20 protein-coding genes, 15 tRNA genes and 1 rRNA gene are annotated in these 22440 nt (G+C 46.8%); 28 read left to right on the plus strand and 8 right to left on the minus strand.

From position 1 onward, the window contains the following. Positions 1–26 precede the first annotated feature (26 nt). The 20 genes from rrf to N179_RS00100 all read left to right on the plus strand — a co-directional run bounded on the left by rrf (position 27) and on the right by N179_RS00100 (position 4491). Positions 27–142 (plus strand): 5S ribosomal RNA (rrf, locus tag N179_RS00005). A gap of 6 nt (positions 143–148) precedes the next feature. Next, positions 149–223: transfer RNA gene (locus N179_RS00010), tRNA-Asn, on the plus strand. A 26-nt stretch (positions 224–249) separates the two neighbouring features. Next, a tRNA-Ser gene (locus N179_RS00015) sits at positions 250–340 on the plus strand. Positions 341–361: 21 nt separating this feature from the next. Continuing rightward, positions 362–436: transfer RNA gene (locus tag N179_RS00020), tRNA-Glu, on the plus strand. 10 nt (positions 437–446) lie between these two features. Then, positions 447–520: transfer RNA gene (locus N179_RS00025), tRNA-Met, on the plus strand. Between the two features lie 8 nt (positions 521–528). Further along, positions 529–604, plus strand: a tRNA-Asp gene (locus N179_RS00030). A 7-nt stretch (positions 605–611) separates the two neighbouring features. Next, positions 612–687, plus strand: a tRNA-Phe gene (locus tag N179_RS00035). Positions 688–718: 31 nt separating this feature from the next. Further along, positions 719–802: transfer RNA gene (locus tag N179_RS00040), tRNA-Tyr, on the plus strand. 4 nt (positions 803–806) lie between these two features. Continuing rightward, a tRNA-Trp gene (locus N179_RS00045) sits at positions 807–877 on the plus strand. Positions 878–886: 9 nt separating this feature from the next. After that, positions 887–959 (plus strand) — tRNA-His (locus N179_RS00050). A 10-nt stretch (positions 960–969) separates the two neighbouring features. Further along, a tRNA-Gln gene (locus N179_RS00055) sits at positions 970–1041 on the plus strand. An 8-nt stretch (positions 1042–1049) separates the two neighbouring features. After that, positions 1050–1124, plus strand: a tRNA-Gly gene (locus N179_RS00060). A 6-nt stretch (positions 1125–1130) separates the two neighbouring features. Next, positions 1131–1204 (plus strand) — tRNA-Cys (locus N179_RS00065). Between the two features lie 36 nt (positions 1205–1240). Beyond that, positions 1241–1321: transfer RNA gene (locus tag N179_RS00070), tRNA-Leu, on the plus strand. A 4-nt stretch (positions 1322–1325) separates the two neighbouring features. Then, positions 1326–1396 (plus strand) — tRNA-Gly (locus N179_RS00075). Positions 1397–1434: 38 nt separating this feature from the next. Then, positions 1435–1505, plus strand: a tRNA-Gly gene (locus N179_RS00080). 89 nt (positions 1506–1594) lie between these two features. Beyond that, a complete protein-coding gene (gene queG, locus N179_RS00085; RefSeq protein ID WP_075641971.1) occupies positions 1595–2755 on the plus strand; it encodes a tRNA epoxyqueuosine(34) reductase QueG in 1161 nt (386 codons plus the stop codon). Then, positions 2730–3209: a methylated-DNA--[protein]-cysteine S-methyltransferase gene (locus N179_RS17195; protein ID WP_075641972.1), complete on the plus strand. Its 480-nt coding sequence runs from the start codon at positions 2730–2732 to the stop codon at positions 3207–3209. Before queG ends, N179_RS17195 begins: the two co-directional genes overlap by 26 nt. Positions 3210–3212: 3 nt before the next feature. Beyond that, positions 3213–3686 (plus strand): tRNA (uridine(34)/cytosine(34)/5-carboxymethylaminomethyluridine(34)-2'-O)-methyltransferase TrmL, encoded by a 474-nt coding sequence (trmL, locus tag N179_RS00095; protein WP_023467320.1) that lies wholly within the window; start codon positions 3213–3215, stop codon positions 3684–3686. 238 nt (positions 3687–3924) lie between these two features. Then, the gene (locus N179_RS00100; RefSeq protein ID WP_023467322.1) at positions 3925–4491 is read left to right on the plus strand and encodes a DUF5366 family protein; all 567 of its coding nucleotides are present in this window, start codon (positions 3925–3927) and stop codon (positions 4489–4491) included. A 1-nt stretch (position 4492) separates the two neighbouring features. Here the strand turns inward: N179_RS00100 and N179_RS00105 are convergent, their stop codons facing one another. Then, positions 4493–6268, minus strand: a complete 1776-nt coding sequence (locus N179_RS00105) for a transglycosylase domain-containing protein (protein WP_075641973.1) — start codon at positions 6266–6268, stop codon at positions 4493–4495. A gap of 206 nt (positions 6269–6474) precedes the next feature. Between N179_RS00105 and N179_RS00110 the strand changes: the two genes are divergently transcribed. The 4 genes from N179_RS00110 to N179_RS00125 are packed head-to-tail and all read left to right on the plus strand — an operon-like array spanning position 6475 to position 12667. Continuing rightward, complete coding sequence (locus N179_RS00110; RefSeq protein WP_075641974.1) at positions 6475–7635, plus strand: glucose-1-phosphate adenylyltransferase; 1161 nt, start codon at positions 6475–6477, stop codon at positions 7633–7635. A 13-nt stretch (positions 7636–7648) separates the two neighbouring features. Further along, positions 7649–8749 (plus strand): glucose-1-phosphate adenylyltransferase subunit GlgD, encoded by a 1101-nt coding sequence (gene glgD / locus N179_RS00115; RefSeq protein WP_075641975.1) that lies wholly within the window; start codon positions 7649–7651, stop codon positions 8747–8749. Between the two features lie 14 nt (positions 8750–8763). Continuing rightward, complete coding sequence (gene glgA / locus N179_RS00120; RefSeq protein WP_075641976.1) at positions 8764–10215, plus strand: glycogen synthase GlgA; 1452 nt, start codon at positions 8764–8766, stop codon at positions 10213–10215. A gap of 28 nt (positions 10216–10243) precedes the next feature. Then, complete coding sequence (locus N179_RS00125) at positions 10244–12667, plus strand: glycogen/starch/alpha-glucan phosphorylase (protein WP_075641977.1); 2424 nt, start codon at positions 10244–10246, stop codon at positions 12665–12667. A gap of 41 nt (positions 12668–12708) precedes the next feature. On the opposite strand, the gene N179_RS00130 is transcribed toward N179_RS00125, so the two are convergent. After that, a complete protein-coding gene (locus tag N179_RS00130; RefSeq protein WP_075641978.1) occupies positions 12709–13527 on the minus strand; it encodes a sulfurtransferase in 819 nt (272 codons plus the stop codon). A 92-nt stretch (positions 13528–13619) separates the two neighbouring features. Here N179_RS00130 and N179_RS00135 point away from each other — a divergent pair, with 92 nt between their 5' ends. Continuing rightward, a complete protein-coding gene (locus N179_RS00135) occupies positions 13620–15356 on the plus strand; it encodes a phospho-sugar mutase (protein WP_058714000.1) in 1737 nt (578 codons plus the stop codon). A 137-nt stretch (positions 15357–15493) separates the two neighbouring features. Then, a complete protein-coding gene (locus N179_RS00140) occupies positions 15494–16390 on the plus strand; it encodes an aldo/keto reductase (protein WP_058265034.1) in 897 nt (298 codons plus the stop codon). Positions 16391–16572: 182 nt separating this feature from the next. Here N179_RS00140 and N179_RS00145 read toward each other — a convergent pair whose 3' ends face one another. The 5 genes from N179_RS00145 to N179_RS00165 form a co-directional block, all read right to left on the minus strand. Further along, positions 16573–16761: a hypothetical protein gene (locus tag N179_RS00145; protein ID WP_023467331.1), complete on the minus strand. Its 189-nt coding sequence runs from the start codon at positions 16759–16761 to the stop codon at positions 16573–16575. 142 nt (positions 16762–16903) lie between these two features. Then, positions 16904–17554: an amino acid ABC transporter permease gene (locus N179_RS00150; RefSeq protein ID WP_023467332.1), complete on the minus strand. Its 651-nt coding sequence runs from the start codon at positions 17552–17554 to the stop codon at positions 16904–16906. After that, a complete protein-coding gene (locus N179_RS00155) occupies positions 17551–18318 on the minus strand; it encodes a transporter substrate-binding domain-containing protein (protein WP_023467333.1) in 768 nt (255 codons plus the stop codon). The genes N179_RS00150 and N179_RS00155 overlap by 4 nt, the downstream gene beginning before the upstream one ends. A 163-nt stretch (positions 18319–18481) precedes the next feature. Continuing rightward, positions 18482–19588, minus strand: coding sequence for an ABC transporter ATP-binding protein (locus tag N179_RS00160; RefSeq protein WP_023467334.1), 1107 nt, complete (start codon positions 19586–19588; stop codon positions 18482–18484). A 118-nt stretch (positions 19589–19706) separates the two neighbouring features. Further along, positions 19707–20540 carry a PucR family transcriptional regulator gene (locus N179_RS00165; protein ID WP_023467335.1) on the minus strand — a complete coding sequence of 278 codons (834 nt, stop codon included), beginning with the start codon at positions 20538–20540 and terminating at the stop codon, positions 19707–19709. A 74-nt stretch (positions 20541–20614) separates the two neighbouring features. On the opposite strand from N179_RS00165, the gene N179_RS00170 reads away from it, so the two are divergent. Both N179_RS00170 and N179_RS00175 read left to right on the plus strand, forming a co-directional pair. Next, positions 20615–21751, plus strand: coding sequence for a DUF445 domain-containing protein (locus tag N179_RS00170; RefSeq protein WP_023467336.1), 1137 nt, complete (start codon positions 20615–20617; stop codon positions 21749–21751). A gap of 20 nt (positions 21752–21771) precedes the next feature. Beyond that, the gene (locus tag N179_RS00175; protein ID WP_075641979.1) at positions 21772–22146 is read left to right on the plus strand and encodes a YlbF/YmcA family competence regulator; all 375 of its coding nucleotides are present in this window, start codon (positions 21772–21774) and stop codon (positions 22144–22146) included. A gap of 52 nt (positions 22147–22198) precedes the next feature. On the opposite strand, the gene N179_RS00180 is transcribed toward N179_RS00175, so the two are convergent. After that, complete coding sequence (locus tag N179_RS00180) at positions 22199–22411, minus strand: YhzD family protein (protein ID WP_023467338.1); 213 nt, start codon at positions 22409–22411, stop codon at positions 22199–22201. Positions 22412–22440 lie beyond the last annotated feature (29 nt).

The following is a 22440-nucleotide window of genomic DNA, read 5'->3' on the forward strand; positions in this document are numbered from 1 at the left end:
CGAACATAATGTTAAGATAATAAATGTCTGGTGGCGATAGCCAAGTGGTCACACCCGTTCCCATGCCGAACACGGAAGTTAAGCACTTGAACGCCGAAAGTAGTTGGGGGCTTCCCCCTGTGAGGATAGGACGCTGCCAGGCGATCGTTCCGCAATAGCTCAGCGGTAGAGCAACCGGCTGTTAACCGGTAGGTCGTAGGTTCAAATCCTACTTGCGGAGCCATTTATTACTTCTTCACCACGTACAATGGAGAGCTGTCCGAGTGGCCGAAGGAGCACGATTGGAAATCGTGTAGGCGTCAAAAGCGTCTCAAGGGTTCGAATCCCTTGCTCTCCGCCATCATCACTTTCAATTTATTATGGCCCGTTGGTCAAGCGGTTAAGACACCGCCCTTTCACGGCGGTAACACGGGTTCGAATCCCGTACGGGTCACCATTTATAGCGTCGCGGGGTGGAGCAGTCTGGTAGCTCGTTGGGCTCATAACCCAAAGGTCGTCGGTTCAAATCCGGCCCCCGCAATTACATACGGTCCTGTGGTGTAGCGGTTAACATGCCTGCCTGTCACGCAGGAGATCGCGGGTTCGAATCCCGTCAGGACCGCCATTGTTAAGGCTTTGTAGCTCAGTTGGTAGAGCAAAGGACTGAAAATCCTTGTGTCGGCGGTTCGATTCCGTCCAAAGCCACCATCTTTATTAACAACATGATTTTCCCATTTGTGGGGGGGTAGCGAAGTGGCTAAACGCGGCGGACTGTAAATCCGCTCCCTCGGGTTCGGCGGTTCGAATCCGCCCCCCCCCACCACCATAGGGGCATAGTTTAGCGGTAGAACTACGGTCTCCAAAACCGTCAGCGCGGGTTCGATTCCTGCTGCCCCTGTTTACCATGGCGATTGTGGCGAAGTGGTTAACGCACCGGATTGTGATTCCGGCATTCGTGGGTTCAATTCCCATCAGTCGCCCTCTTATTATTGGGCTGTAGCCAAGTGGTAAGGCACTGGATTTTGATTCCAGCACGCGAAGGTTCGATCCCTTCCAGCCCAGCTTTTCAAGCGGAAGTAGTTCAGTGGTAGAATACGACCTTGCCAAGGTCGGGGTCGCGGGTTCGAATCCCGTCTTCCGCTCCAATGAGTGGCGCCATAGCCAAGTGGTAAGGCAGAGGACTGCAACTCCTTTATCGTCAGTTCGATTCTGACTGGCGCCTCCAACTATTTCTCAATTAAATAGTTTTGCAAGAGATTGTGCCGGTGTGGCGGAACTGGTAGACGCGCACGACTCAAAATCGTGTTCCTTTGGAGTGTCGGTTCGATTCCGACCACCGGTATCTTGCGGGTGTAGTTTAATGGTAAAACCTCAGCCTTCCAAGCTGATGACGAGGGTTCGATTCCCTTCACCCGCTTTATACTTTTTACACAATCTGATGTTTCACCTGATCATGCGGGTGTAGTTTAATGGTAAAACCTCAGCCTTCCAAGCTGATGACGAGGGTTCGATTCCCTTCACCCGCTTACCAAAAAAGAGCAATGTGTCGTTTTCGCTGACACCTTGCTCTTTTTGTTTAGGAATGGGATTTTAACGAGGAAAGGAGTAGATCGTGATGGATGGTGTACAATTGAAATTAGCTTTACAAGAGTACGCAGCAGAGATTGGGATCGATGAATTGAAGGTGACGACGGCTGATCCATTTCTTGTATTAAAACGTCGCTTGCAAGCGCAACAAGAAAAAGGATTCGCTTCTGGTTTTGAAGAACCCGATCTCGATCTTCGAACGACACCGTCTCTACTCGTTGAAGATGCCGCTTCGATCATTGCCATTGCGGTCGCGTATCCAAGTACTCTCAAAAATGCGCCTCGTGGTAAGGAAGGGGAGCGACGAGGAATCTTTTGTCGATCGTCCTGGGGACTCGATTATCACCAGGCGTTGCGCCAACGTTTGACGTTACTTGAAGAAAAAATTCAAGAATTGAGTCCAGGTGCAAGGACGCGCTCGATGGTCGATACAGGAGAACTCGTCGATCGTGCAGTAGCAGAACGAGCAGGTATCGGATTCAGTGGGAAAAACTGCTCGATCATCAGTGAGGAGCACGGATCCTATCTCTATCTTGGTGAACTGATTACAGATATCGTCCTACCGCCGGATCAGCCAGTCGAAGAATTATGCGGGACATGCAATAAGTGTATCGACGCTTGTCCAACGGATGCGCTTGTTGAACCTGGTGTCATCGACGCTAAACGATGCATCTCGTTTTTGACGCAGACGAAAACATTACTACCAGAACCATTCCGAATGGCGCTTGGGAACCGTCTATACGGTTGTGATACGTGTCAGCAAGTATGTCCGTATAACCGGAAGAAAAATGCGACACATCACGCTGAACTGCAGCCGGATCCAGAACAAGTCAAACCGCTCTTAGTTCCACTCTTATCCATGAGTAACCGTGAGTTCAAGAGCCGGTTCGGTACGTTGTCTGGCGCATGGCGTGGAAAGAAGCCGATTCAGCGTAATGCGATTTGTGCGCTCGTCCATTATCGAGATAAGAGTGCGATTGAAGCGTTACGGTTAATGACGGAAAACGATGCCCGTGAAGACATGCGGGCACTTGCACTCTGGGCAGTCGGTCGGATTGGCGGAATTGATGAGAAGTCGTACATCGAATCACGTCTTTTAGCCGATATTGCAGTAGATGTGCAAACCGAAGGACAACGATTACTTGAGGAGTGGGGGGAAGCAGATGCCATTTCAACAGCTCACTTATGAATTTGGTACATTGCTCGTCGCATGGGAAAAAGAGCACATCGTGTATCTTGATTTTGGATTGAATGAAGAGCGTGCTCGAACCTATTTGCAAGAAGAAACCGACGACGGTGAATTACCGAAAGCTTGGCGCATGGCGTTTGATCGTTACGCAGTAGGCGATCGACAAGCGCTTGATGCACTTCCTTGTCAGTTGCGTGTCACACCATTTGCAGAGCAAGTATTGCACGCTTTACGAACCGTTCCGTTTGGTCAAACGATCAGTTACGGTGAACTGGCTCGAATAATTGGGAAACCAAAGGCAGCACGAGCTGTTGGCGGTGCCTTGAACCGGAATCCGATCGCGCTAATTTATCCGTGTCACCGTGTCATCGGGGCGACTGGTAAACTGACGGGTTTTGCAAGTGGGATTGCCCATAAAGAAGCGCTTTTAGCGCATGAGATAGGAGAGAATTAAACCATGGCTATTCATGTCGTTATGTATCAACCGGAGATTCCTCAAAACACAGGAAATATTTCACGAACATGTGCAGCGACGCATTCCGTCCTTCACTTGATCCGACCGCTCGGCTTCTCGACGGACGATAAGCAGCTTAAACGTGCGGGTCTCGATTACTGGGAATTCGTCGATGTCCGTTATCATGATTCGTTAGAAGAACTGTGGGAGAAGCATCCGGAGGGGATTTTCTACTATATTACGAAATATGGAGAACAGTACCCGAGCCAGATCGACTTATCGGACGTCGAACAGGATTATTTCTTTGTCTTTGGTCGGGAAACAAAAGGATTGCCGCTTGAAGTCATCGATGCGAACGCGGAGCGTTGTATCCGTCTACCTCAATCGAACCTCGTTCGTTCACTGAACGTCTCGAACACGGCAGCGATCATCGTCTATGAAGCATTGCGTCAGCAAGGATATGCAGGTCTTCTATAAAGCAAAAGCTCCATCCTGATTCAGGAGGGAGCTTTTATGAATTATTCGTTACCTTCAGGTTTTTTGTTGTAGCCTGCAGTGAAGATTGCTGTCAAAAACGCAAGACTTACGCCGACCATTAAGATAAATGCCATTTTTGTTTCCCCCTTCAGTCTCTTGAACCGATATAATCTATTATAGTATACCTGTAAGTGAAATTGTGTGCTACATATGAATTTTCTATGAATGGAGACTCCACATGCGTACGAATGTTTACCTGTTAAGTTATGCCCCGCTGATCAGCATCTTGTTATTTAGTACATCCCTTGCAATTGCAACGACGGAACTCGCATTACATTGGCTCGATCAAGTTGGTGTGTACGATGAACTACTGCAACTCTTGACGGCGCGCGATACGAAGCTCGTCGTTTGGCTCGGCTTTTTGATCGTCTATTTCATGATCTTCAGTTCATTGAAGTTATTATCGGATACGATCAATCAACTCGGTTTCGCCTTTTTCATCAAGGAACAAGAGGGGACGACACTCGGCATGTTACGTCCGGGTAGTATTCTGTTACTTATCGGAGGTTGTGTCAGCTTTGCCTTCATGACGTCCTTCTTGCACGTCGGAATCGTGTTGCTTGCGTCCTTCCTCATCTATTTTATCTTTTATACAGTACAAATCAGTAAGATGACGAGTGCGGCAGGAGCCGTCGGATTGATCATCTTCTCCTTCTTAGCCTGGGGCGTTCTACTTGCTGGTCTATCATGGGTCGGTTTGACTTTATTTAATTCCTTCGGGGAAGCAATTTTATTTCCAAGTTGACTCAAGGGCGTAAAATCGTTGCCCACGTCTTAACCTGTAGCGTTGCATTCGCTTCGACAGGGAAAGGACGCGGGCGATCTGCCCCTAGCCAAATCCCTCCGATATGTTGATTTTTGATGCCAACGAACCACATATCCTTATTGTCGTTCGTTGTTCCTGTTTTTCCTCCAATATAACGAGCAGAGGAGTCAAATCCTTTGCGTCCCGTTCCATACGTCATGACATTTTTCAAACCAGCCCGTAATTCCCGGTTCGTCTGACTGGACCAAATCCGTTGTTCCTTTTCTTGTGGTCGTTCGACCGTTCCATTCTTAAGCGTAATACTTTTAATCATCGACGCCGGTCGATAGAGTCCATCATTAACGAATACGGTATAGGCATTTGTCAGTTCATATGGACTGATCCCGTACTGTAAACCGCCTAGAGCACTCGTAAACGCATCATCTTCCCGTGTCCATTGACTGAACTGAAACGGACGGATGGACTTCAATCCTTCCCGGAAGGAGACCGCGAACGCGCGAATCGCTGGTGTATTGTAGGAATAGGCAATTGCGTCGGCAATCGTCACTCGTCCAAGGATTCGATTCCCACTATTTGAAGGGCAGTATCCACCGATACAGACTGGACTACCGTCTAGCGTACTGGACAATCGGGCTTTCGTCTTCTCGAGATAAGGACCGTAGACAAGTAACGGTTTGATGGCTGAACCAGGCTGTCGGTAGGATTGTACAGCCCGGTTGAATTGACCAGTCAATTCGGATTTATAGCCGACAAGAGCGGTGACTCCGTGTGTTTGTCCGTCGATGCCAACATAAGCACCCTCAATCGGGTTGGGTAGATTGCGAAGAGCTTCTTTAGCCCGTCGTTGTTCTGCCGAGTCGAGATATGTCGAGATGACCGCCCCTTGTTGATGCAGATATTCTGCAGCACGCTTCTCACTCCAACCTTTTTTTTGAGCGGTCATCCGAACAGCAGCCTGAACGGTGGCATCGATATAGTCCGGATAAGGAATACGCGGTTTATAGGAGCGAGGCGACACACGAGAAATAGCAAAATCTTTCGTCAGTACACGATCACGTATTAACGCTTGAACGATTCGTTGCTGGCGCTTTTTTGTATTTTCAGGAAAACGTAGCGGGTCATAAAGAGAAGGATTATTCGGAATCGCTGTCAAAAAGCTGACTTCTGACCAATTCAACTCGCGTGCCGGCTTATTGAAATACGATTTTGCGGCAAGTTCGATGCCATAAATATTATTCGCGAAATAGGCTTGATTGACATAAGCCGTTATCAAATCTTTTTTTGAGTATTTCTGTTCTAAAGAGATTGCAATTAGTAGCTCTTTTATTTTTCTAGTATATGTTTTTTCGTTTGACAGATACGTCATTCTTGCTAGTTGTTGTGTGATCGTACTGCCACCTTGCGACTTGGAATCCGACTGGTTTTTTGTGAACGCACGCAAGATTCCCGTGATGTCATATCCGTCATGTTGATAAAATCGTTGATCTTCGATTGCCACAAACGCTTGCTCGACTTTTTTAGGCAATGTTTGAGGCGTCAAGTCATCCCGCCGTAACCCGTCATAGAGCTCAACACGTTTATTTTCATACGTGACAGTAATCGGTTGGTAGGAGGTCAATGGATGTCGTGTTGTCTGTTCATCGGCCCAGAAAAAAAGTGTACGTGCTGTTTTCAACTCATCTTTTATTGAAAATAAGGAAAATAGAAGCATCGTCGCAAGCCCAAGTAAGACAAGATATCCTGTAGTAATTCGCATGAGAACTCCTTTCAAAAAGCCATTTCATTCCTATTATCGGTCTTTTATGGAGAAATCAGTAGATTTTTTTTCGATTTTTGTATTTTAATAAACCTATTTGCAGGAATGTTATATTAAAAAGAGAAAAGATTGGGTATATAGAAGTATCTGTGGATTTTTTGAAAGTGGTTAGGTCTGAAAAAAAGAGCATAAATGGAGGGGACGAAATGGCTAAAAAGAATGTCGTTGCGATGTTACTTGCAGGCGGAGAAGGGAAACGTCTGGGAGCTTTGACGAAACATACTGCAAAACCAGCTGTCGCATTTGGAGGAAAGTATCGGATCATTGATTTCCCATTATCGAACTGCACGAATTCAGGAATCGATACAGTCGGTGTATTGACGCAATATGAACCACTTGAATTAAATCGTTATCTCGGCATCGGGAGTGCGTGGGATTTAGATCGACGGAACGGTGGTTTAACGATTCTACCTCCTTATCAAGCGCAGAACGGAAAGAACTGGTATGAAGGAACGGCGAATGCCATTTATCGCAATATGAGTTATATCAATCAATTCGACCCTGACTATGTACTCGTCCTATCAGGCGACCATATCTACAAAATGGATTATGAACAAATGATTGAAGAGCACCGACTTGGTGGAGCTGATGTCACGATTTCCGTACGTGAAGTGCCATGGGAAGAAGCACCACGGTTCGGAATCCTGAATACAGACGATGACCTCCGAATCAATGAATTCGAAGAAAAGCCTGAGAATCCGAAATCAAATCTCGCATCGATGGGGATTTACGTCTTTAACTGGGATGTATTGAAGCGTCATTTGATTCAAGATGCAGGGGATGCGGAATCAAGCTTCGACTTCGGTAAGAACATCATTCCGAACATGCTCTTTGAAAATTTGAACATCCGTGCGTATAAATTCAAAGGGTACTGGAAAGATGTCGGAACGATTCAATCCCTTTGGGAAGCGAATATGGACTTATTGACGGCAGAACCAGAATTTGATTTATATGATCCTTCTTGGAAAGTCTATTCGGTCAACCCAAATCAGCAACCACAATATATCGGGAATGCTGCGACAGTCGAGACATCGATCATCAACGAAGGATGCCACATCGAAGGAGAAATCAATCATTCGGTTCTCTTCTATGGTGTCGATGTAGCAGAAGGATCACTCGTCAAAGACTCGGTCATCTTCCCGAACGTCAAAATCGGACGAGACGTCACGATTCACCGGGCGATCTTAGCAGATGGCGTGATCGTAGAAGATGGTGCAACGATTGGTTCTCCAGACGGAGAAGTTTTCGTCATCGAAGCAGACAGCATCGTCAAGAAGAACGAAGTCATCAAAGAAGCGATTCAATAAGGGGGATATTCGGATGAAGGTCGATTTATTAGGTGTCATCAATTTAAGCGGAGAAGAAGGCTTTTTCAAGGAATTGACGGAACATCGTAACTTAGCGGCAGTTCCATTTGCAGGACGTTATCGGTTGATCGATTTTACATTAACGAACATGGTACAAAACGATATCGCGAACATCGGGATTTTTACGCTCGAGAAATATCGTGGCATGATGGACCATCTTGGATCGGGTAAAGAGTGGGATCTTGACCGTTCAAACGGTGGACTCTATATCTTCCCACCTGCATTGTCACAAGATGCGAACGAGTTCCGTGGAGATTTATCGAACTTCCATCTCCACCGTGACTTCTTCCTTCGCAGTAAGGAAAACTATGTCGTCATTTCTGGTTCAAACATCTTATCCGCAGTAGATTATCGAGATGTGTTACGCGAACATAAAGAATCGAATGCGGACATCACGGTCGTCTATACGAAGCGTGAGCTGCCTTGTAAATACTGCCGTCCGATCCGTTTTGGTGAACAGAATCGCGTGACAGCGATTGGATCACGCGGATTCCAGCCGACGGATGAGACGTTCTACATGGAGACGGTCGTTCTATCGAAAAATCTCTTTGTTCGTTTAATTGATGAAGCGATTGCTCGTGGTGAGTACGATTTACTTCAGAGTATCATTCGTTCGCAACTGAACCGTCTACACGTGCACGGTTATGAGTACAGTGGTACATCACAAGTCATTCACTCGCTTCGTTCATACTATCGTGAGAGCATGCTGTTGCTTGAACAATGGGGAGCAATCAATGACTTCCAGCACGTCTATACGAAAATCAAGCATGAGCCACCGACACGTTATCTACCGGGTTCTGACATCAAGAATTCACTTGTCGCGAACGGCTGTAAATTAGAAGGAACGACGACGGACAGCATCTTGTTCCGTGGTGTCAAAGTCGGTAAACACGCTCGTGTCAAGAATTCGATCATCATGCAAAAATCAGTCATTGAAGAGGGCGCGGTCGTTGAGTACGCGATTCTCGATAAAGAAGTCACCGTCAAACGCGGTCAAGTCATCCGCGGAACGGCAGAAGAACCAATCGTCATCAAAAAACAAACAATCGTTTAAAGGAGATGTCATTCATGAAGGTATGGTTTGCTGCCACGGAAGCGACACCCTTCATCAAGACAGGGGGGCTAGCTGACGTCGTCGGCTCGCTCCCTTTAGCGCTTGCTGAGGAAGGGGCGGACGTTTCGGTCGTCTTACCCAATTACGGTCAAATCAAGGAGCAATACAAATCAGAGATGGAGTTTTTATTCGACTTCATCGTACCGGTCGGCTGGCGCCAGCAATTTGGTGCTGTCCTCCGATTGAAACAAGATGGTGTGACGTTCTATTTCATCGATAATGAGTACTACTTCAAACGGGATGGCGTCATTTATGGACATTACGATGATGCGGAACGGTTTGCGTATTTCTCACGTGCTGTCCTTGAGATGATTCAACATCTGGATCGAAAGGAAGTACCGGACGTCATCCATTGTCACGATTGGCAAACAGGTGTGATTCCAGCGTTCTTACGCATCCATTATCAGCATCTTGAGCGCTATCAAGATATTAAAACGGTCTTTACGATCCACAACTTACAGTACCAGGGTGTCTTCCCGGAAGAAGTGCTCGGTGACTTACTTGGTTTGAGTCATGAACATTTCACAGCGGATGGGATCGCTCATAACGGTCTCGTCAATTACATGAAGGCAGGACTTGTCCACTCCAATCAAATCACGACAGTCAGTCCATCGTACCGTGATGAAATCATGGATCCGTATTACGGTGAGACACTTGAGCCGGTCTTGCAACATCGCGCTGTCGACGTGCGTGGAATCTTGAACGGAATCGACTATCGTCAATTTGATCCTGCGCATGATACGCATCTCGTTGAGACGTATTCCGTTGATACCGTCACGGAAGGAAAAGCAAAAAACAAGGCTGCCTTACAAGAGGAACTAGGTCTCCCGATCAATCCGGACGTACCACTGTTCGGTTTCGTTTCTCGTCTTGTCGACCAAAAGGGAATCGATTTACTCGCGCATATCTTACCAGACTTGTTCGAACTCGATGCGCAGTTCATCATTCTCGGATCGGGTGAAGCGGAATATGAAGGGTTGTTCCATCATGCGACATCGATTCGTCCAGACAAAATCGCTTCTTATATCGGATTTGACGTTGGTCTCGCACAACGGATCTATGCAGGAAGTGATGCTTTCTTGATGCCTTCGCGTTTTGAACCGTGTGGTCTCAGTCAGTTGATTTCGATGAAGTATGGCTGTTTACCGGTCGTTCGGGAAACAGGTGGGCTCCGTGATACGGTTAAACCGTTCAATCAGTTCACGTTAGAAGGAAATGGATTCTCGTTCGCGAATTATAATGCACATGAGTTTTTAGAAGCGATTAAACGTACGATTGAGGTGTATCATGATCGACCAGTCTTTAAGCATTTGATTGAGACAGCGATGAATGAGGACTTCAGTTGGTTGCGTTCAGCCGACGAATACTTGGCTTTATATCGTTTGATTGCACCGTCCGCCACTTGATCGTATCACTGGGAAAAGGGGTTACGTCATGTTCAAAGATAAAGAGAAGTTCAAGGAGAGGTTTACGGAACGATTCGTTTCGATGCATGGCAAAGCCATAACGGAAGCAACAGAAAACGATATCTATCAGACACTTGCCTATCTGGTACGTGAGACGGTCACGACCGACTGGTTACGGACGAAGGAAACGTATATCCATAAAAAAAGTAAGCAAGTCTATTACTTTTCACTCGAGTTTTTACTCGGACGTTTCCTGCATAACAACCTATTGAGTCTTGATGTCTTAAAGGATGTGGAACGGGGACTTGACGAACTCGGATATCAGCTCAGTGATTTGACAGAAGAAGAGCCGGAACCTGGACTTGGGAACGGAGGGCTCGGTCGTCTCGCGGCGTGTTTCCTCGATTCCCTGGCTGCGCTGGGTCTGCCTGGACACGGGAACGGGATCCGGTATCAGTACGGTCTGTTTAAGCAAAAAATCATTGATGGTTATCAAGTCGAATTACCGGATAACTGGCTGAAGAACGGGAACATGTGGGAAATCAGACGTTCTGATAAAGCGGTCGATGTTCCATTCGGTGGACATGTCTGGCTCGAAGAAGTCGGTGATGGATATCGTGTCCATCATGAGCCGGCTGAAATCGTCCGTGCTGTTCCGTACGATATGCCGATCGTCGGCTATCAAAACAAGGTCGTCAATAACCTGCGACTCTGGAGTGCTGAGTCCCCACTTGATGATGATGAATTACTTAGCCAATACCGTGGGAACTATAAAGATTTACTGGCACATAAACAATCGATTCAGACGATTTCAGAGTTTCTGTATCCGGATGATACGACGTATGAAGGAAAAGAGTTGCGTTTGAAGCAACAATACTTCTTTGTCTCTGCCGGATTACGGAGTATCTTGACGTCCTTTAAAAAGCGAAATCATTCATTGAAGCAACTCGGCAACCATATCGCTATCCATATCAACGATACACATCCGGTCGTCGCGATTCCGGAGTTGATGCGGATTCTTGTCGATGAAGAAGGATTTGGATGGGAAGAAGCATGGCGGATCACGAAGAGTGTCATGTCGTTTACGAACCACACGTTACTGTCAGAAGCACTCGAGCGCTGGCCGATCGATTTGTTCCGTCGCTTGTTACCGCGCATCTACCTCATCATCGAGGAAATCAACCGACGCTTCTGTAAGGATGTGCTTGCAAACTATCCACACATGGAAGCGCATATGCGAGATATCGCCATCATCGCGGATGACCGGATCAACATGGCGAATCTGGCTGTCGTCGGCACGCATTCGACGAATGGTGTCGCTCAGATTCATACTGAGATTCTGAAGCAGCGCGAGATGCGACTATTTTATGAGATGTTTCCGCTTCGCTTTAATAATAAGACGAACGGAATTACACATCGTCGCTGGTTCCTCTCATCGAATCCAGCACTGGCAAATCGTGTGACAGAAGCAATCGGGGATAGTTGGATTCAGCATCCGTCCGATTTGCAAAAGTTGACGAAATGGGCAGAGGATGCAGCATTACAGAAGGACATCGCCGAGATCAAACTTCAGCGTAAAGAAGAATTAGCGTTGCTCATTGAAAAAGAAACCGGGATCGTCGTGGATCCGACCTCGATTTTTGATGTTCAAGTCAAGCGATTGCATGCGTACAAACGTCAACTCTTGAATGCGTTACACATTCATTCACTTTACTATCGTCTGAAGGAAGACCGTTCCTTCACGATGACACCGCGGACATTCATCTTTGGTGCAAAGGCGGCGCCAGGCTATCATTATGCAAAAGAAGTCATTCGTTATATCAATGCGTTAGCTCGCTTGATCAATCAGGATCCAGACGTCAGTCCATACTTGAAAGTCGTCTTCCTAGAAAACTATCGTGTATCGCTTGCTGAGAAAATCTTCCCGGCAAGTGACGTCAGTGAACAGATTTCGACTGCAAGTTATGAAGCCTCTGGAACCGGCAACATGAAGTTCATGATGAATGGTGCACTGACAATCGGAACGCTCGACGGAGCGAACATCGAAATTCGAGACGAGGTCGGGGATGCGAACATCTTCATCTTCGGCTTAACACCGCAGGAAGTCATGAATTATAAGCAGTACGGTGGTTACAGTGCATACGATCAATACAGTGCCCAACCCGAGCTTCGACGAATCATCGATAGTCTCGTCGATGGAACATTATTTGCTCCAGGTGAGTTCCAAGCGATTTATGATTCATTATTGACGTATAATGATGAATATTTAATTTTAAAAGATTTCTTATCCTACCAACAAGCGCAAGAACGAATCGATCGGATGTATCAGCAACCAGAAGAATGGTATAAACGCGTCATTCTTAATATTGCACGGTCAGGTGTGTTCTCAAGTGACCGAACGATTAAAGAGTATGCGAATGCGATCTGGAACATCAAACCGATTCAACTCTGAACAAAAAGACACTGACAGATGTTTCTGTCAGTGTCTGATGCTTACGAACGGGAGACATCTTCACCACGGCTGACCCAATCACTATAAGAGCCGGCGTAAAGCCGGACATCGGTTTTCCCGAGTGAATGGAGAGCGATGACATTGACACACGCTGTCACACCACTTCCACAATAGAGGATAGGGGTTTTGACCGGTAGGATGTCGGCGTACAGTTCTTTCAAATCTTCCGCGTCCCGTAAGCGACCATCTGGTGAGAGTGCTTGTTCGAAGAAACAATTCACGGCACCTGGAATGTGACCGGCGACGTGATCGAGTGGTTCGATTTCTCCACGGTATCGATCGGGTGCACGGGAATCGATGACCATTGTTTCTGTCAGCTGATCTTTCAACTCTTCGAACGAGACAAGCATCTCATCTTGAAAACGAGGCGTGTACTGAGACGGTTCATAAGTAGGAACGTCGTCCGTGACCGGAAGATCGAACGCTAGGTAAGAGGAGAATCCGCCCTCAAGGACGACGACACGCTCATGTCCGATCCATTTAAACAACCACCAGGCACGAGCGGCATACGGAAAACCATCGTCGTACAAGACGACGAAGTCTTCTGGTGTTACACCATGCTGTTCCAGTGTGTGTTGCCACGCTTCTTTTGAAGGAAGCGGATGCCGACCACCGACCTCATCGATGGGACCGGAAAGGTCAGTCGTTAAATCCAGGTGCTGTGCACCTTCGACGTGTTGTTCCAAGAAAGCATTCCGTCCATATTCAGGTTGTTGCAAGTCATATCGGCAGTCAAACCAGCGAATCTGATCCGTTCGGACGAGCTGTTGAAGATCTGCCATTTGAATCGTAGGAAACATGCCTCATCACCTTACCCTTTCTAGTGTTAATCATATGAAAGGTATCGCTTCATCGCAAGTCTTACCCTCATTCAAAAAGGAGTCGATTTACCATGTCATGGAAAGAAACCTATCAAAAATGGGATCAGTTCGCTGATTTAGATAGCGCATTAAAAGAAGAGTTAGTCACGTTAGCAACGGATGAAAAAGCAGCTGAAGAAGCATTTTATAAAGAACTCGAATTTGGAACAGGTGGTATGCGTGGGGAAATCGGTGTCGGAACGAACCGGATGAACGTATATACGGTCCGAAAAGCATCACAAGGGTTCGCAGCATTCATTAAGGCGTCGGGGGAAGAAGCGGCAGCAAAAGGAATCGTCATCGCACACGATTCACGCCATTTCTCACCAGAATTTGCGTTAGAGGCGGCACGGACGCTCGCAAGTAACGGCATCAAAGCGTATCTGTTCGACGGTCTACGTCCGACACCGGAACTTTCGTTTGCGGTTCGGTCTTTACAAGCGGCGGGCGGGATCGTCATCACGGCGAGTCACAACCCACCAGAGTACAATGGCTATAAAGTATATGGGGATGACGGTGGACAACTTCCGCCAAAAGAAGCAGATGAACTCGTTTCGTACGTCAGCCAAATCGAAGATGAGCTATCGATTGAACTGGAGCAAGAAGAAGTCCTTCGCGCGAACGGTTTGATCGTCCGTGTCGGAGAAGAGCTCGACGAGGCGTATCAAGAAAAATTACAAACGATTCGTGTCTTACCTTCGATTCAATCGGAATTAGCGAATCCACTTAAAATCGTCTTCACACCACTTCACGGAACAGGTCTTGTGCCGGTAACAGAAGGCTTGAAACGGTATGGATTCGAACACGTGATAGTTGTTAAGGAGCAAGCAGAACCAGACGGTGCGTTCCCGACCGTGACGTCACCGAACCCGGAAGAACATGCTGCCTTTAAACTGGCGATCGAATATGGTGACCGGACAGATGCCGACATCTTGATTGCGACGGATCCCGATGCTGACCGTGTCGGAGTCGCAACACGTGATGCAGACGGAGAATGGACAGTCCTGACAGGGAATCAGACGGGAGCGTTATTGCTCGACTACATCCTTTCACAAAAAGCGGCGCAAGGAACACTGCCAGCGAACGGATTCGTCGCGAAGACGATCGTTACGTCGGAACTCGGCGCGTTGATTGCACGTCATTATGATCTCCATGTCGAGAATACATTGACAGGCTTTAAGTTCATCGGGGAAAAAATCAAACAATATAACGCATCGGGTCAATATGAGTATCTCTTCGGATACGAGGAGAGCTATGGTTACCTTATCGGTGACTTCTGCCGAGACAAGGATGCCGTCCAAGCGTGCTTGTTAGCCGCTGAGATGGCTGCGTACCATAAAAAAGAAGGACGGACGCTCTATGAGGCATTACAGGCGATTTACGAGCAGTTCGGGTACTTTGAAGAGTCACTCCGCTCTCTGACACTCAAAGGGAAGGATGGCGTGGCACAGATCGGGCGTATCATGGATACGTTCCGTGAGAATCCGCCAAAACAAGTGGCTGGAGAACAGGTCGTCTTATTCGAGGACTATGATGCGAGCATCGCCCACGATTTGAAGACACATCAACCTTCACCGATCAACCTGCCAAAATCCAACGTACTGAAGTTTACGCTTAGCGATGGATCATGGTTCTGCCTTCGTCCATCGGGTACGGAACCAAAAATCAAATTCTACTTCAGCGTCACGTCACCAGATGCTGCTGAGACGACACGGAAACGTCAGCAAATCGAAGATGAAGTCATGCAAGAAGTCGAACAAATTCAATAAGTCCCATGCAGGATCACGTCATCGACGGGGTCCTGTTTTTTGTCTGAGAGCATCAAAAAGTGAAATCCGTGCAACCGGTACCATTTTGGGGTACAGTAAACAAGATAGAGTTTATATGATAGGGGAGTGGAAGATAGATGGAACGGATTCAACTAACAGAAGATTTATCATTCTCACGCATCATTCACGGCTTATGGCGATTGAATGAATGGGAGATGACGAAAGAAGAGCGGCTTGAATTGATCGAAGCATGTCTTGCTTTAGGAATTACGACGTTTGATCACGCAGATATCTATGGCGATTACACGAATGAACGCTTATTCGGAGAAGCGCTTGCTTTAAAACCGGAGTTACGTGACCGAATGGAGATCGTTACGAAGACGGGCATCAAGATGAAAGGGAATCATTTCTCGGATCAGTCGTTGTCATTCTACGATACGACGAAAGAGCATATCATCAAACAAGTCAACCGTTCTCTTCAAGAACTCGGTGTCGAGTACGTGGATACGTTGTTGATTCACCGTCCAGATCCGTTGATGGACCCGAACGAGATTGCTGAAGCGTTCGTAGAGTTGAAGGACGCAGGAAAGGTACGGACATTCGGTCTCTCGAACCATACACCTGCGCAACAAAGTCTCATTCAGTCGCGCTTACCATTCATGCTCGTGACGAACCAACTCGAGTTGTCGGTTTCGGAACTGAAACATTTCGAAGACGGATCCGTTGATCTCTGTCATGAAAATGAGATGCCGTTGATGGCATGGAGTCCGCTTGCGGGCGGTCGTCTCTTCAAGGACGAGCAATATGCACCGTTACGCGAAAAATTAGCTGAGATCGCAGAGACGATCGGGGCAGAAGAAATCGACGAAGTCGCATATGCATGGTTGCTCAAACATCCAGCACGTATCATGCCAATCGTTGGTTCTGGTAAGATTGAACGCATCGAATCTGCGGTTCGTTCGACGAAATTGTCGTTGACACGCGAACAGTGGTTTGAGATTTTGAAGGCGTCACGTGGTCGTGACGTCGATTAATTAATTTTGAGATAGAAGCGGATCAATGCGTAAATTGTCCGTTAGCGAAATAAAGTGAGAGGATCGTTTCCGATATATCATCCGGAAGCGATCCTTTCTTTCGCTTACGTATAGAACATATGTCAAAAAGTAACAAAAAAAGGCCCATCTCAAGGGGGAGGAGAGATGGGGGATCTATGAGGTTAAGCTTCTAAGCGAAGCATCTCCTGACGGTATTTATCTAAACGATCTTTACTTGCTGACATGGCAGCTTGGTCATTGGCTTGAATCGCATCGAAGAGCGTACTGAGCTCATAATCGATTTCGAGACGTAGCACTGGAATTCGCTGCTCTGCATCTTGTCTACGGAAAGCTTCAATTACTTGTTTCATCTCGGCCACGCTCCTTTGTAAGTTGTCAGATAATTCTGATTTTTATTAGTATACTTGATTATTCCCGGATTGCCTAGTGCTAAACCTAAAAAAATCTAAAAAAAACACACTTGAAATCCTGACGGTTCCAAGTGTGGAAAATTCATTCTGGAATGCTGAATCGTGCCTCCAAGCGATGTTGAACACTTTGAATGAGCGTTGACATGATCCAGTAAATCGCAGCTGAGAATAGCAGCAACGGCATGACGAGATACGTCGTTGCTGAAATCTGGTCAGAGACATACGTCAATTCTTCGACAGCAACAATCGTACCGAGTGATGTCGATTTGATGATATCGATGACAGAGTTCGAAAGCGGTGGAATCGCCCGAGATAGTGCTTGCGGCAAGATGACATCCTTGAATGTCTTACGGCGCGGAATACCGAGCGAATCAGCGGCTTCCCATTGTCCACGATCGACAGAGGAGATAGCAGCGCGGAACGATTCTGAGATATACGCAGAAAAGTGAAGCGATAAGCCGAAAGCGAGAGCTTGGAATCCAGTCAATTGAAGGACAACGAGACCATTGTATAAGATCAGGATTTGTAACAGCAATGGTGTTCCTCGGAAGAAGGAGACGTATAAACGTGCAAAACCGCTAAAGACGGCAAGACGGCTATCACGCATGACGGCAAGAATCAACCCGAGAATAAGCGCAAAGACGATGGCGAGACCACTTGCTAGAAGGGTCGTACCAATCGCCTTTGCGTAGACGTCCGAGTTATCCCGGACGATCGTTAGTAATTCACTCACTTACTGATATCCTCGTTGAAATACTTCTCACCGATTTTTGCAAGAGTGCCGTCTTCTTGCATCTCAGAGAGTGCTTTATTGAAGTCTTCTGTATACTTGCTGTTTTTTGCCATCATGAAGCCTGATTCGTTCTTGTCGAACGTCTCACCGACCGCTTTGACTTTATAGCCTGCTTTCTTCAGCTCCGTCAAAACGAAGAGACGATCGTTCATAGCAGCATCAACACGACCTGCTTCAAGATCTTTTAAGACTTGGTTCGCACCTTTGTAGTATTTCACTTTCGCGCCAGCTTCTTCAGCCGTCTTCGCGTAAAGTGAACCTTGTGTCGAACCGACTGTCTTTCCTTTTAAGTCGTCGAGTGTTTTGATGTCGTTCGTTTTATTGTTGACGATGATCGTTGAACCAGAGACCGTATACGCATCAGAGAAAGCGTATTTTTCTTGGCGCTCAGGCGTGATTCCCATTTGGTTCGCGATGACATCGATTCGTTTTGAATCGAGTGCTGGGATGAGTCCTTTGAAGTCCATCGCTTTGTAATCGACTTTATAGCCGGCACGTTTTGCGACTTCGTTCATGACGTCTACGTCATAACCTGTCAATTTTCCTTTTTCTTTATACGTGAAAGGTGGGTACGTTGCTTCTGTACCGACTGTAATGACTTTTGACTCTTTATCAGAACCTGCGTTGTCGTTCGAAGCGCCGCATGCTGCAAGCACCCCCGCTGTCGATAATGCTGCTACAGCTAATTTCAAACCGTGTTTCATAGCGCTCTCTCCTTTATAAATGAATGATTTCAATTCCTAGTTTTCGAATAGGATTAATTTTAAGCTACAAGCAGTATCATACAAAGTTACAGGAACGTCTGTCAATAAAAAAGACTGCCCTTAAAAGGACAGTCTGAAACATCGTAACTGATCGATGATGCGATTAACGGATCGTTGCTTCCGTCGCAGAGTCGAAGAAGTGTGCTTTTGTCATATCGAAGAAGAGATCAAGCTGCGATCCCATCTCGACGTGTGAGCGTGAATCAACACGTGCCGTGAACGCTTGTTGTCCGACTTTTGAGTAGAGGTAAGACTCTGCACCCATCAATTCGGATACTTCGATATGTGCTGGGAAGCGGTGTGCTGTTTTCGTGTCTTGGTAGATCAATTCCGCATGGATGTCCTCTGGACGAATTCCGAGGACGAGATCCTTGTTCGTGTAACCACGGTCGCGGAGAACTTTCATTTTTCCTTCTGGTACTTCGAACTTCTCTTCTGTTCCTGAAACGTGGAAGAGACCGTCTTCCGCTAATTTACCTGTCAAGAAGTTCATCGATGGTGAACCGATGAATCCGGCAACGAACATGTTATCTGGGTGATCATAGACTTCTTTCGGCGTACCGACTTGTTGAATGATACCCGCTTTCATGATGACGATTCGTGTCGCAAGCGTCATCGCTTCCGTCTGATCGTGCGTAACGTAAATCGTCGTCGTCTCAAGACGTTTGTGTAGCTGAATGATTTCCTTACGCATTTGTACACGCAATTTAGCATCTAAGTTCGAGAGCGGCTCATCCATCAAGAAGACTTTAGCATCACGAACGATGGCGCGACCAATCGCTACCCGTTGACGCTGACCACCAGAGAGTGCTTTTGGCTTCCGCTCGAGGTATTCTTCAAGACCGAGGATACGAGCTGCGTTATCGACGCGTTGCTTGATTTCATCTTTTGGGAACTTCCGAAGCTTTAATCCGAACGCCATGTTATCGAAGACGTTCATGTGTGGATACAGCGCGTAGTTTTGGAAGACCATCGCGATATCGCGATCTTTTGGCGCTACATCGTTCATGCGTTTGCCGTCGATGATGAAATCCCCACCTGAGATTTCTTCAAGTCCAGCAATCATCCGGAGCGTCGTTGATTTACCGCAACCTGATGGTCCGACGAAGACGATGAATTCTTTATCTTTAATGTGGAGGTTGAAGTCATCAACCGCTTTTGCATCACCTGAGTAGATTTTATCGATATGTTCAAGACGAATTTCAGCCATGTGTAGTTCCCCCTAATGTAAATGATGAAATAATAACGCTTACAAGATTTAGTATAAAAGAAGTCAGGGAGTCTGCCTATGGACAACCTGACTAAATGCAAACGTTTTCAATTAGGCATCATGCTACAAGAAGTAAGGTATAGAGGAAAGTAGCGCCTTCAAATGAGCGAACATCGATTCCAGTCTGCTCCGTCAACCGGTCGAGTCGATACTGGAGGCTATTTCGATGTAAGAATAGATGTTTTGCTGTCAGGGAGACGTTCAAATTAGCTCGACAAAAAGCAAGGATCGTCTCACGAGACTCTGGCTCGAGTAAACGGATGAACTGATCGACGAGTGTCGCGCGGTGCCGGTCATCTAGACTTGCAAGACGGATCATGGCAGGCAAGAAACGTTCGATTTGCATCGAAGGAACGAAAGCAAGCGCTGCTTGTTCGAGTTGGAACTGAACGGCGATATCACCTGCAGCACGTTGTTGACCAAGCAATACCTTACCGTCGAGTACAAAATCAGATTGTAATGCAAAAAATAAATCGGATAGTTCGGACTCGATGACAAACTCTTCGCGTTCAACGACCGTGAAGCGGTGTGTGCTAAAAGGAATAAGGATGCTCGTCTGCGAAAAGAAAGAGGAGAGCAATTGTTGAATTTCTTCACTTGTCCGTTCATCGGTTGGATTGAACAAAAAATGGACAAGTCGGAACGACTGATCTTCGAGGGCATGAGCAGATTGGATACGCTCTCGCCATAGATCGATATCAGACCGCGACGTCGTGATGATGCGTTCAGCGAATACATCAAGCAGTTGTTGTTCGCGGTCAGAGATGGCAGTCGCCTTGATTCCAAAACAGAGTCCATCTTCAAGGCGATATACGCTATACTGTTCCTGGCAATAAACATTCGGATCGGTCGTAAGCTGGTCATTGAATACAGTCATCAGTTGTCGTAACACATGGCATCACTCCTAAATCGTACATAACTATCTCGACTTTACCATAAGTCGAAAATCGGAAGGAATGATAACTTATGTCAGATACGTTTTTACTCGTATTGAAACTTGTCGGAATCATTGTCATTGGGGCCCTGATTGGCGCAGTCACGAATCATCTAGCGATTCGGATGTTATTTCGACCACTTGAACCGAAATACATCGGAAAATTTCGCGTGCCGTTTACGCCGGGTCTGATTCCTAAACGGCGAGATGAACTAGCAGCGAATCTCGGACGGACGGTCGTCAAGCATCTCTTGACGCCAGAAGGGATCGGGAAACGTCTCGCATCACCAGCTGTTCGTGGAGCTGTCACACGGCTCGTCGAACATGAAGTCATGAAATGGACACGTTCAGAAGAGACGACGGAAGCGTGGATTAGTCGATTCATCGATGAACCCAAACAACGGATTCAAGGGAAAATCAGTTATCACTTGGAGCAGGAGTTTTCATTCCTCATGGGTAAATGGCGTGAGCAGTCCGTGCGCGAGTTGATCGGGGAAGCCGGAGAACAAAAAATCGAAGAGGTCATGCCAAGACTCGTCACATCCGTATTGCACCAAGCAGAGGAATATTTTGATGGACCAGAAGGGCGTCTACAACTCGAGGAAACGGTTGCTCGTTTCATCCAACAGCGTCTCGGAGGTGGGATGTTCGGGATGTTGCTCGCGAACGTCAACGTCGTTGATATGATTCAGCCGGAGCTGAAACGGGTACTTCAATCAGAGTCGACGTCTCAGTTCATCCTTGCCTTATTACGTCAGGAATGGCAAAAGGGACTAGATCGTCCACTGTCGTCTTATATGACAGAAGAGACGGAGTCACGGATTCGACAGACCGTCAAAGAACAAGTCTTGGCGCGTTTACCGATTGAATCGATGCTTGCTACACCATTACGCGTCTGGTTGAATCCCCTCGAGTCACAATTACTCGAGCAACATGTCCCTGTCGTCATCGATCATCTATTCGAACGGACGACGAATCAAATCGGGCAAATTCTACAAACGCTTGATCTCGAAACGATTGTTCGAGAAGAGGTCGGTTTGCTGGATACTGCGTATCTCGAGGAAATCGTCTTATCGATTTCCAAGCGAGAATTCCGGGCTATCACTTGGCTTGGAGGGTTGTTAGGTGGTTTAATTGGATTGATACAGGCGGGGCTTTATCTCGTCTAAACAAATTGGAGGTTTTACTCATGGCAGAAACAAACTTATATGATCACGCGTACACACTGGAGCGTGCATTACGTGAGACTTCGGAGTACACGACATTAAAAGATTTGTACACGCAAGTTAACGCGGATCCGGAATCAAACGAATTGTTTGCATCGTTCCGTAACATCCAACTCGAATTACAACAAAAGCAGATGCAAGGTGAAGAAATCACACCAGACGATATGGCGTCTGCCCAAACAAAGATGCTTGAAGTCCAAAACAACCCATTAATCAGTCAGCTGATGCAAGAAGAGCAACGGATGCACACGATTCTGACGGAAGTCACACAAATCATCATGAAGCCGTTAGAAGAACTCTACGCGCCAATGATGGAGCAACAAGACGACGTTCAATAAGTCATCAAAAAGGAAGACGCGCCATTATGGCCGTCTTCCTTTTTTGTATAGCTCAAGATGAAGTAGGGACGATCCGTGGCAAGTAAGCGCGCTCGAAATGAATCAAACGACCTGAACGTGTGACACGAGCTGCATGATGAGCGTACCCACTCTCATTGAGACGCCGAATCCCTTCTTCTCGTGCCTGTCCATCTGCTTCTGCTTCAAAAACGTCATCGAGTAACGTTTCACCACGGTCTGAAAAGACTGTAATCGTATACTGCATACTTGTTCCTCCCTTGTCTGATCGGTCTT

The sequence above is a fragment of the Exiguobacterium indicum HHS 31 genome (assembly GCF_001939065.1).
In the GTDB taxonomy this organism is placed as follows: Bacteria; Bacillota; Bacilli; order Exiguobacteriales; family Exiguobacteriaceae; genus Exiguobacterium_A; species Exiguobacterium_A indicum.

Bases quoted from the DNA above. Each gene is read 5' to 3' on its own strand.
- queG (WP_075641971.1), top strand. From the start codon at position 1,595: ATGGATGGTGTACAATTGAAATTAGCTTTACAAGAGTACGCAGCAGAG.
- N179_RS17195 (WP_075641972.1), top strand. From the start codon at position 2,730: ATGCCATTTCAACAGCTCACTTATGAATTTGGTACATTGCTCGTCGCA.
- trmL (WP_023467320.1), top strand. From the start codon at position 3,213: ATGGCTATTCATGTCGTTATGTATCAACCGGAGATTCCTCAAAACACA.
- N179_RS00100 (WP_023467322.1), top strand. From the start codon at position 3,925: ATGCGTACGAATGTTTACCTGTTAAGTTATGCCCCGCTGATCAGCATC.
- N179_RS00105 (WP_075641973.1), bottom strand. From the start codon at position 6,268: ATGCGAATTACTACAGGATATCTTGTCTTACTTGGGCTTGCGACGATG.
- N179_RS00110 (WP_075641974.1), top strand. From the start codon at position 6,475: ATGGCTAAAAAGAATGTCGTTGCGATGTTACTTGCAGGCGGAGAAGGG.
- glgD (WP_075641975.1), top strand. From the start codon at position 7,649: ATGAAGGTCGATTTATTAGGTGTCATCAATTTAAGCGGAGAAGAAGGC.
- glgA (WP_075641976.1), top strand. From the start codon at position 8,764: ATGAAGGTATGGTTTGCTGCCACGGAAGCGACACCCTTCATCAAGACA.
- N179_RS00125 (WP_075641977.1), top strand. From the start codon at position 10,244: ATGTTCAAAGATAAAGAGAAGTTCAAGGAGAGGTTTACGGAACGATTC.
- N179_RS00130 (WP_075641978.1), bottom strand. From the start codon at position 13,527: ATGTTTCCTACGATTCAAATGGCAGATCTTCAACAGCTCGTCCGAACG.
- N179_RS00135 (WP_058714000.1), top strand. From the start codon at position 13,620: ATGTCATGGAAAGAAACCTATCAAAAATGGGATCAGTTCGCTGATTTA.
- N179_RS00140 (WP_058265034.1), top strand. From the start codon at position 15,494: ATGGAACGGATTCAACTAACAGAAGATTTATCATTCTCACGCATCATT.
- N179_RS00145 (WP_023467331.1), bottom strand. From the start codon at position 16,761: ATGAAACAAGTAATTGAAGCTTTCCGTAGACAAGATGCAGAGCAGCGA.
- N179_RS00155 (WP_023467333.1), bottom strand. From the start codon at position 18,318: ATGAAACACGGTTTGAAATTAGCTGTAGCAGCATTATCGACAGCGGGG.
- N179_RS00160 (WP_023467334.1), bottom strand. From the start codon at position 19,588: ATGGCTGAAATTCGTCTTGAACATATCGATAAAATCTACTCAGGTGAT.
- N179_RS00170 (WP_023467336.1), top strand. From the start codon at position 20,615: ATGTCAGATACGTTTTTACTCGTATTGAAACTTGTCGGAATCATTGTC.
- N179_RS00175 (WP_075641979.1), top strand. From the start codon at position 21,772: ATGGCAGAAACAAACTTATATGATCACGCGTACACACTGGAGCGTGCA.
- N179_RS00180 (WP_023467338.1), bottom strand. From the start codon at position 22,411: ATGCAGTATACGATTACAGTCTTTTCAGACCGTGGTGAAACGTTACTC.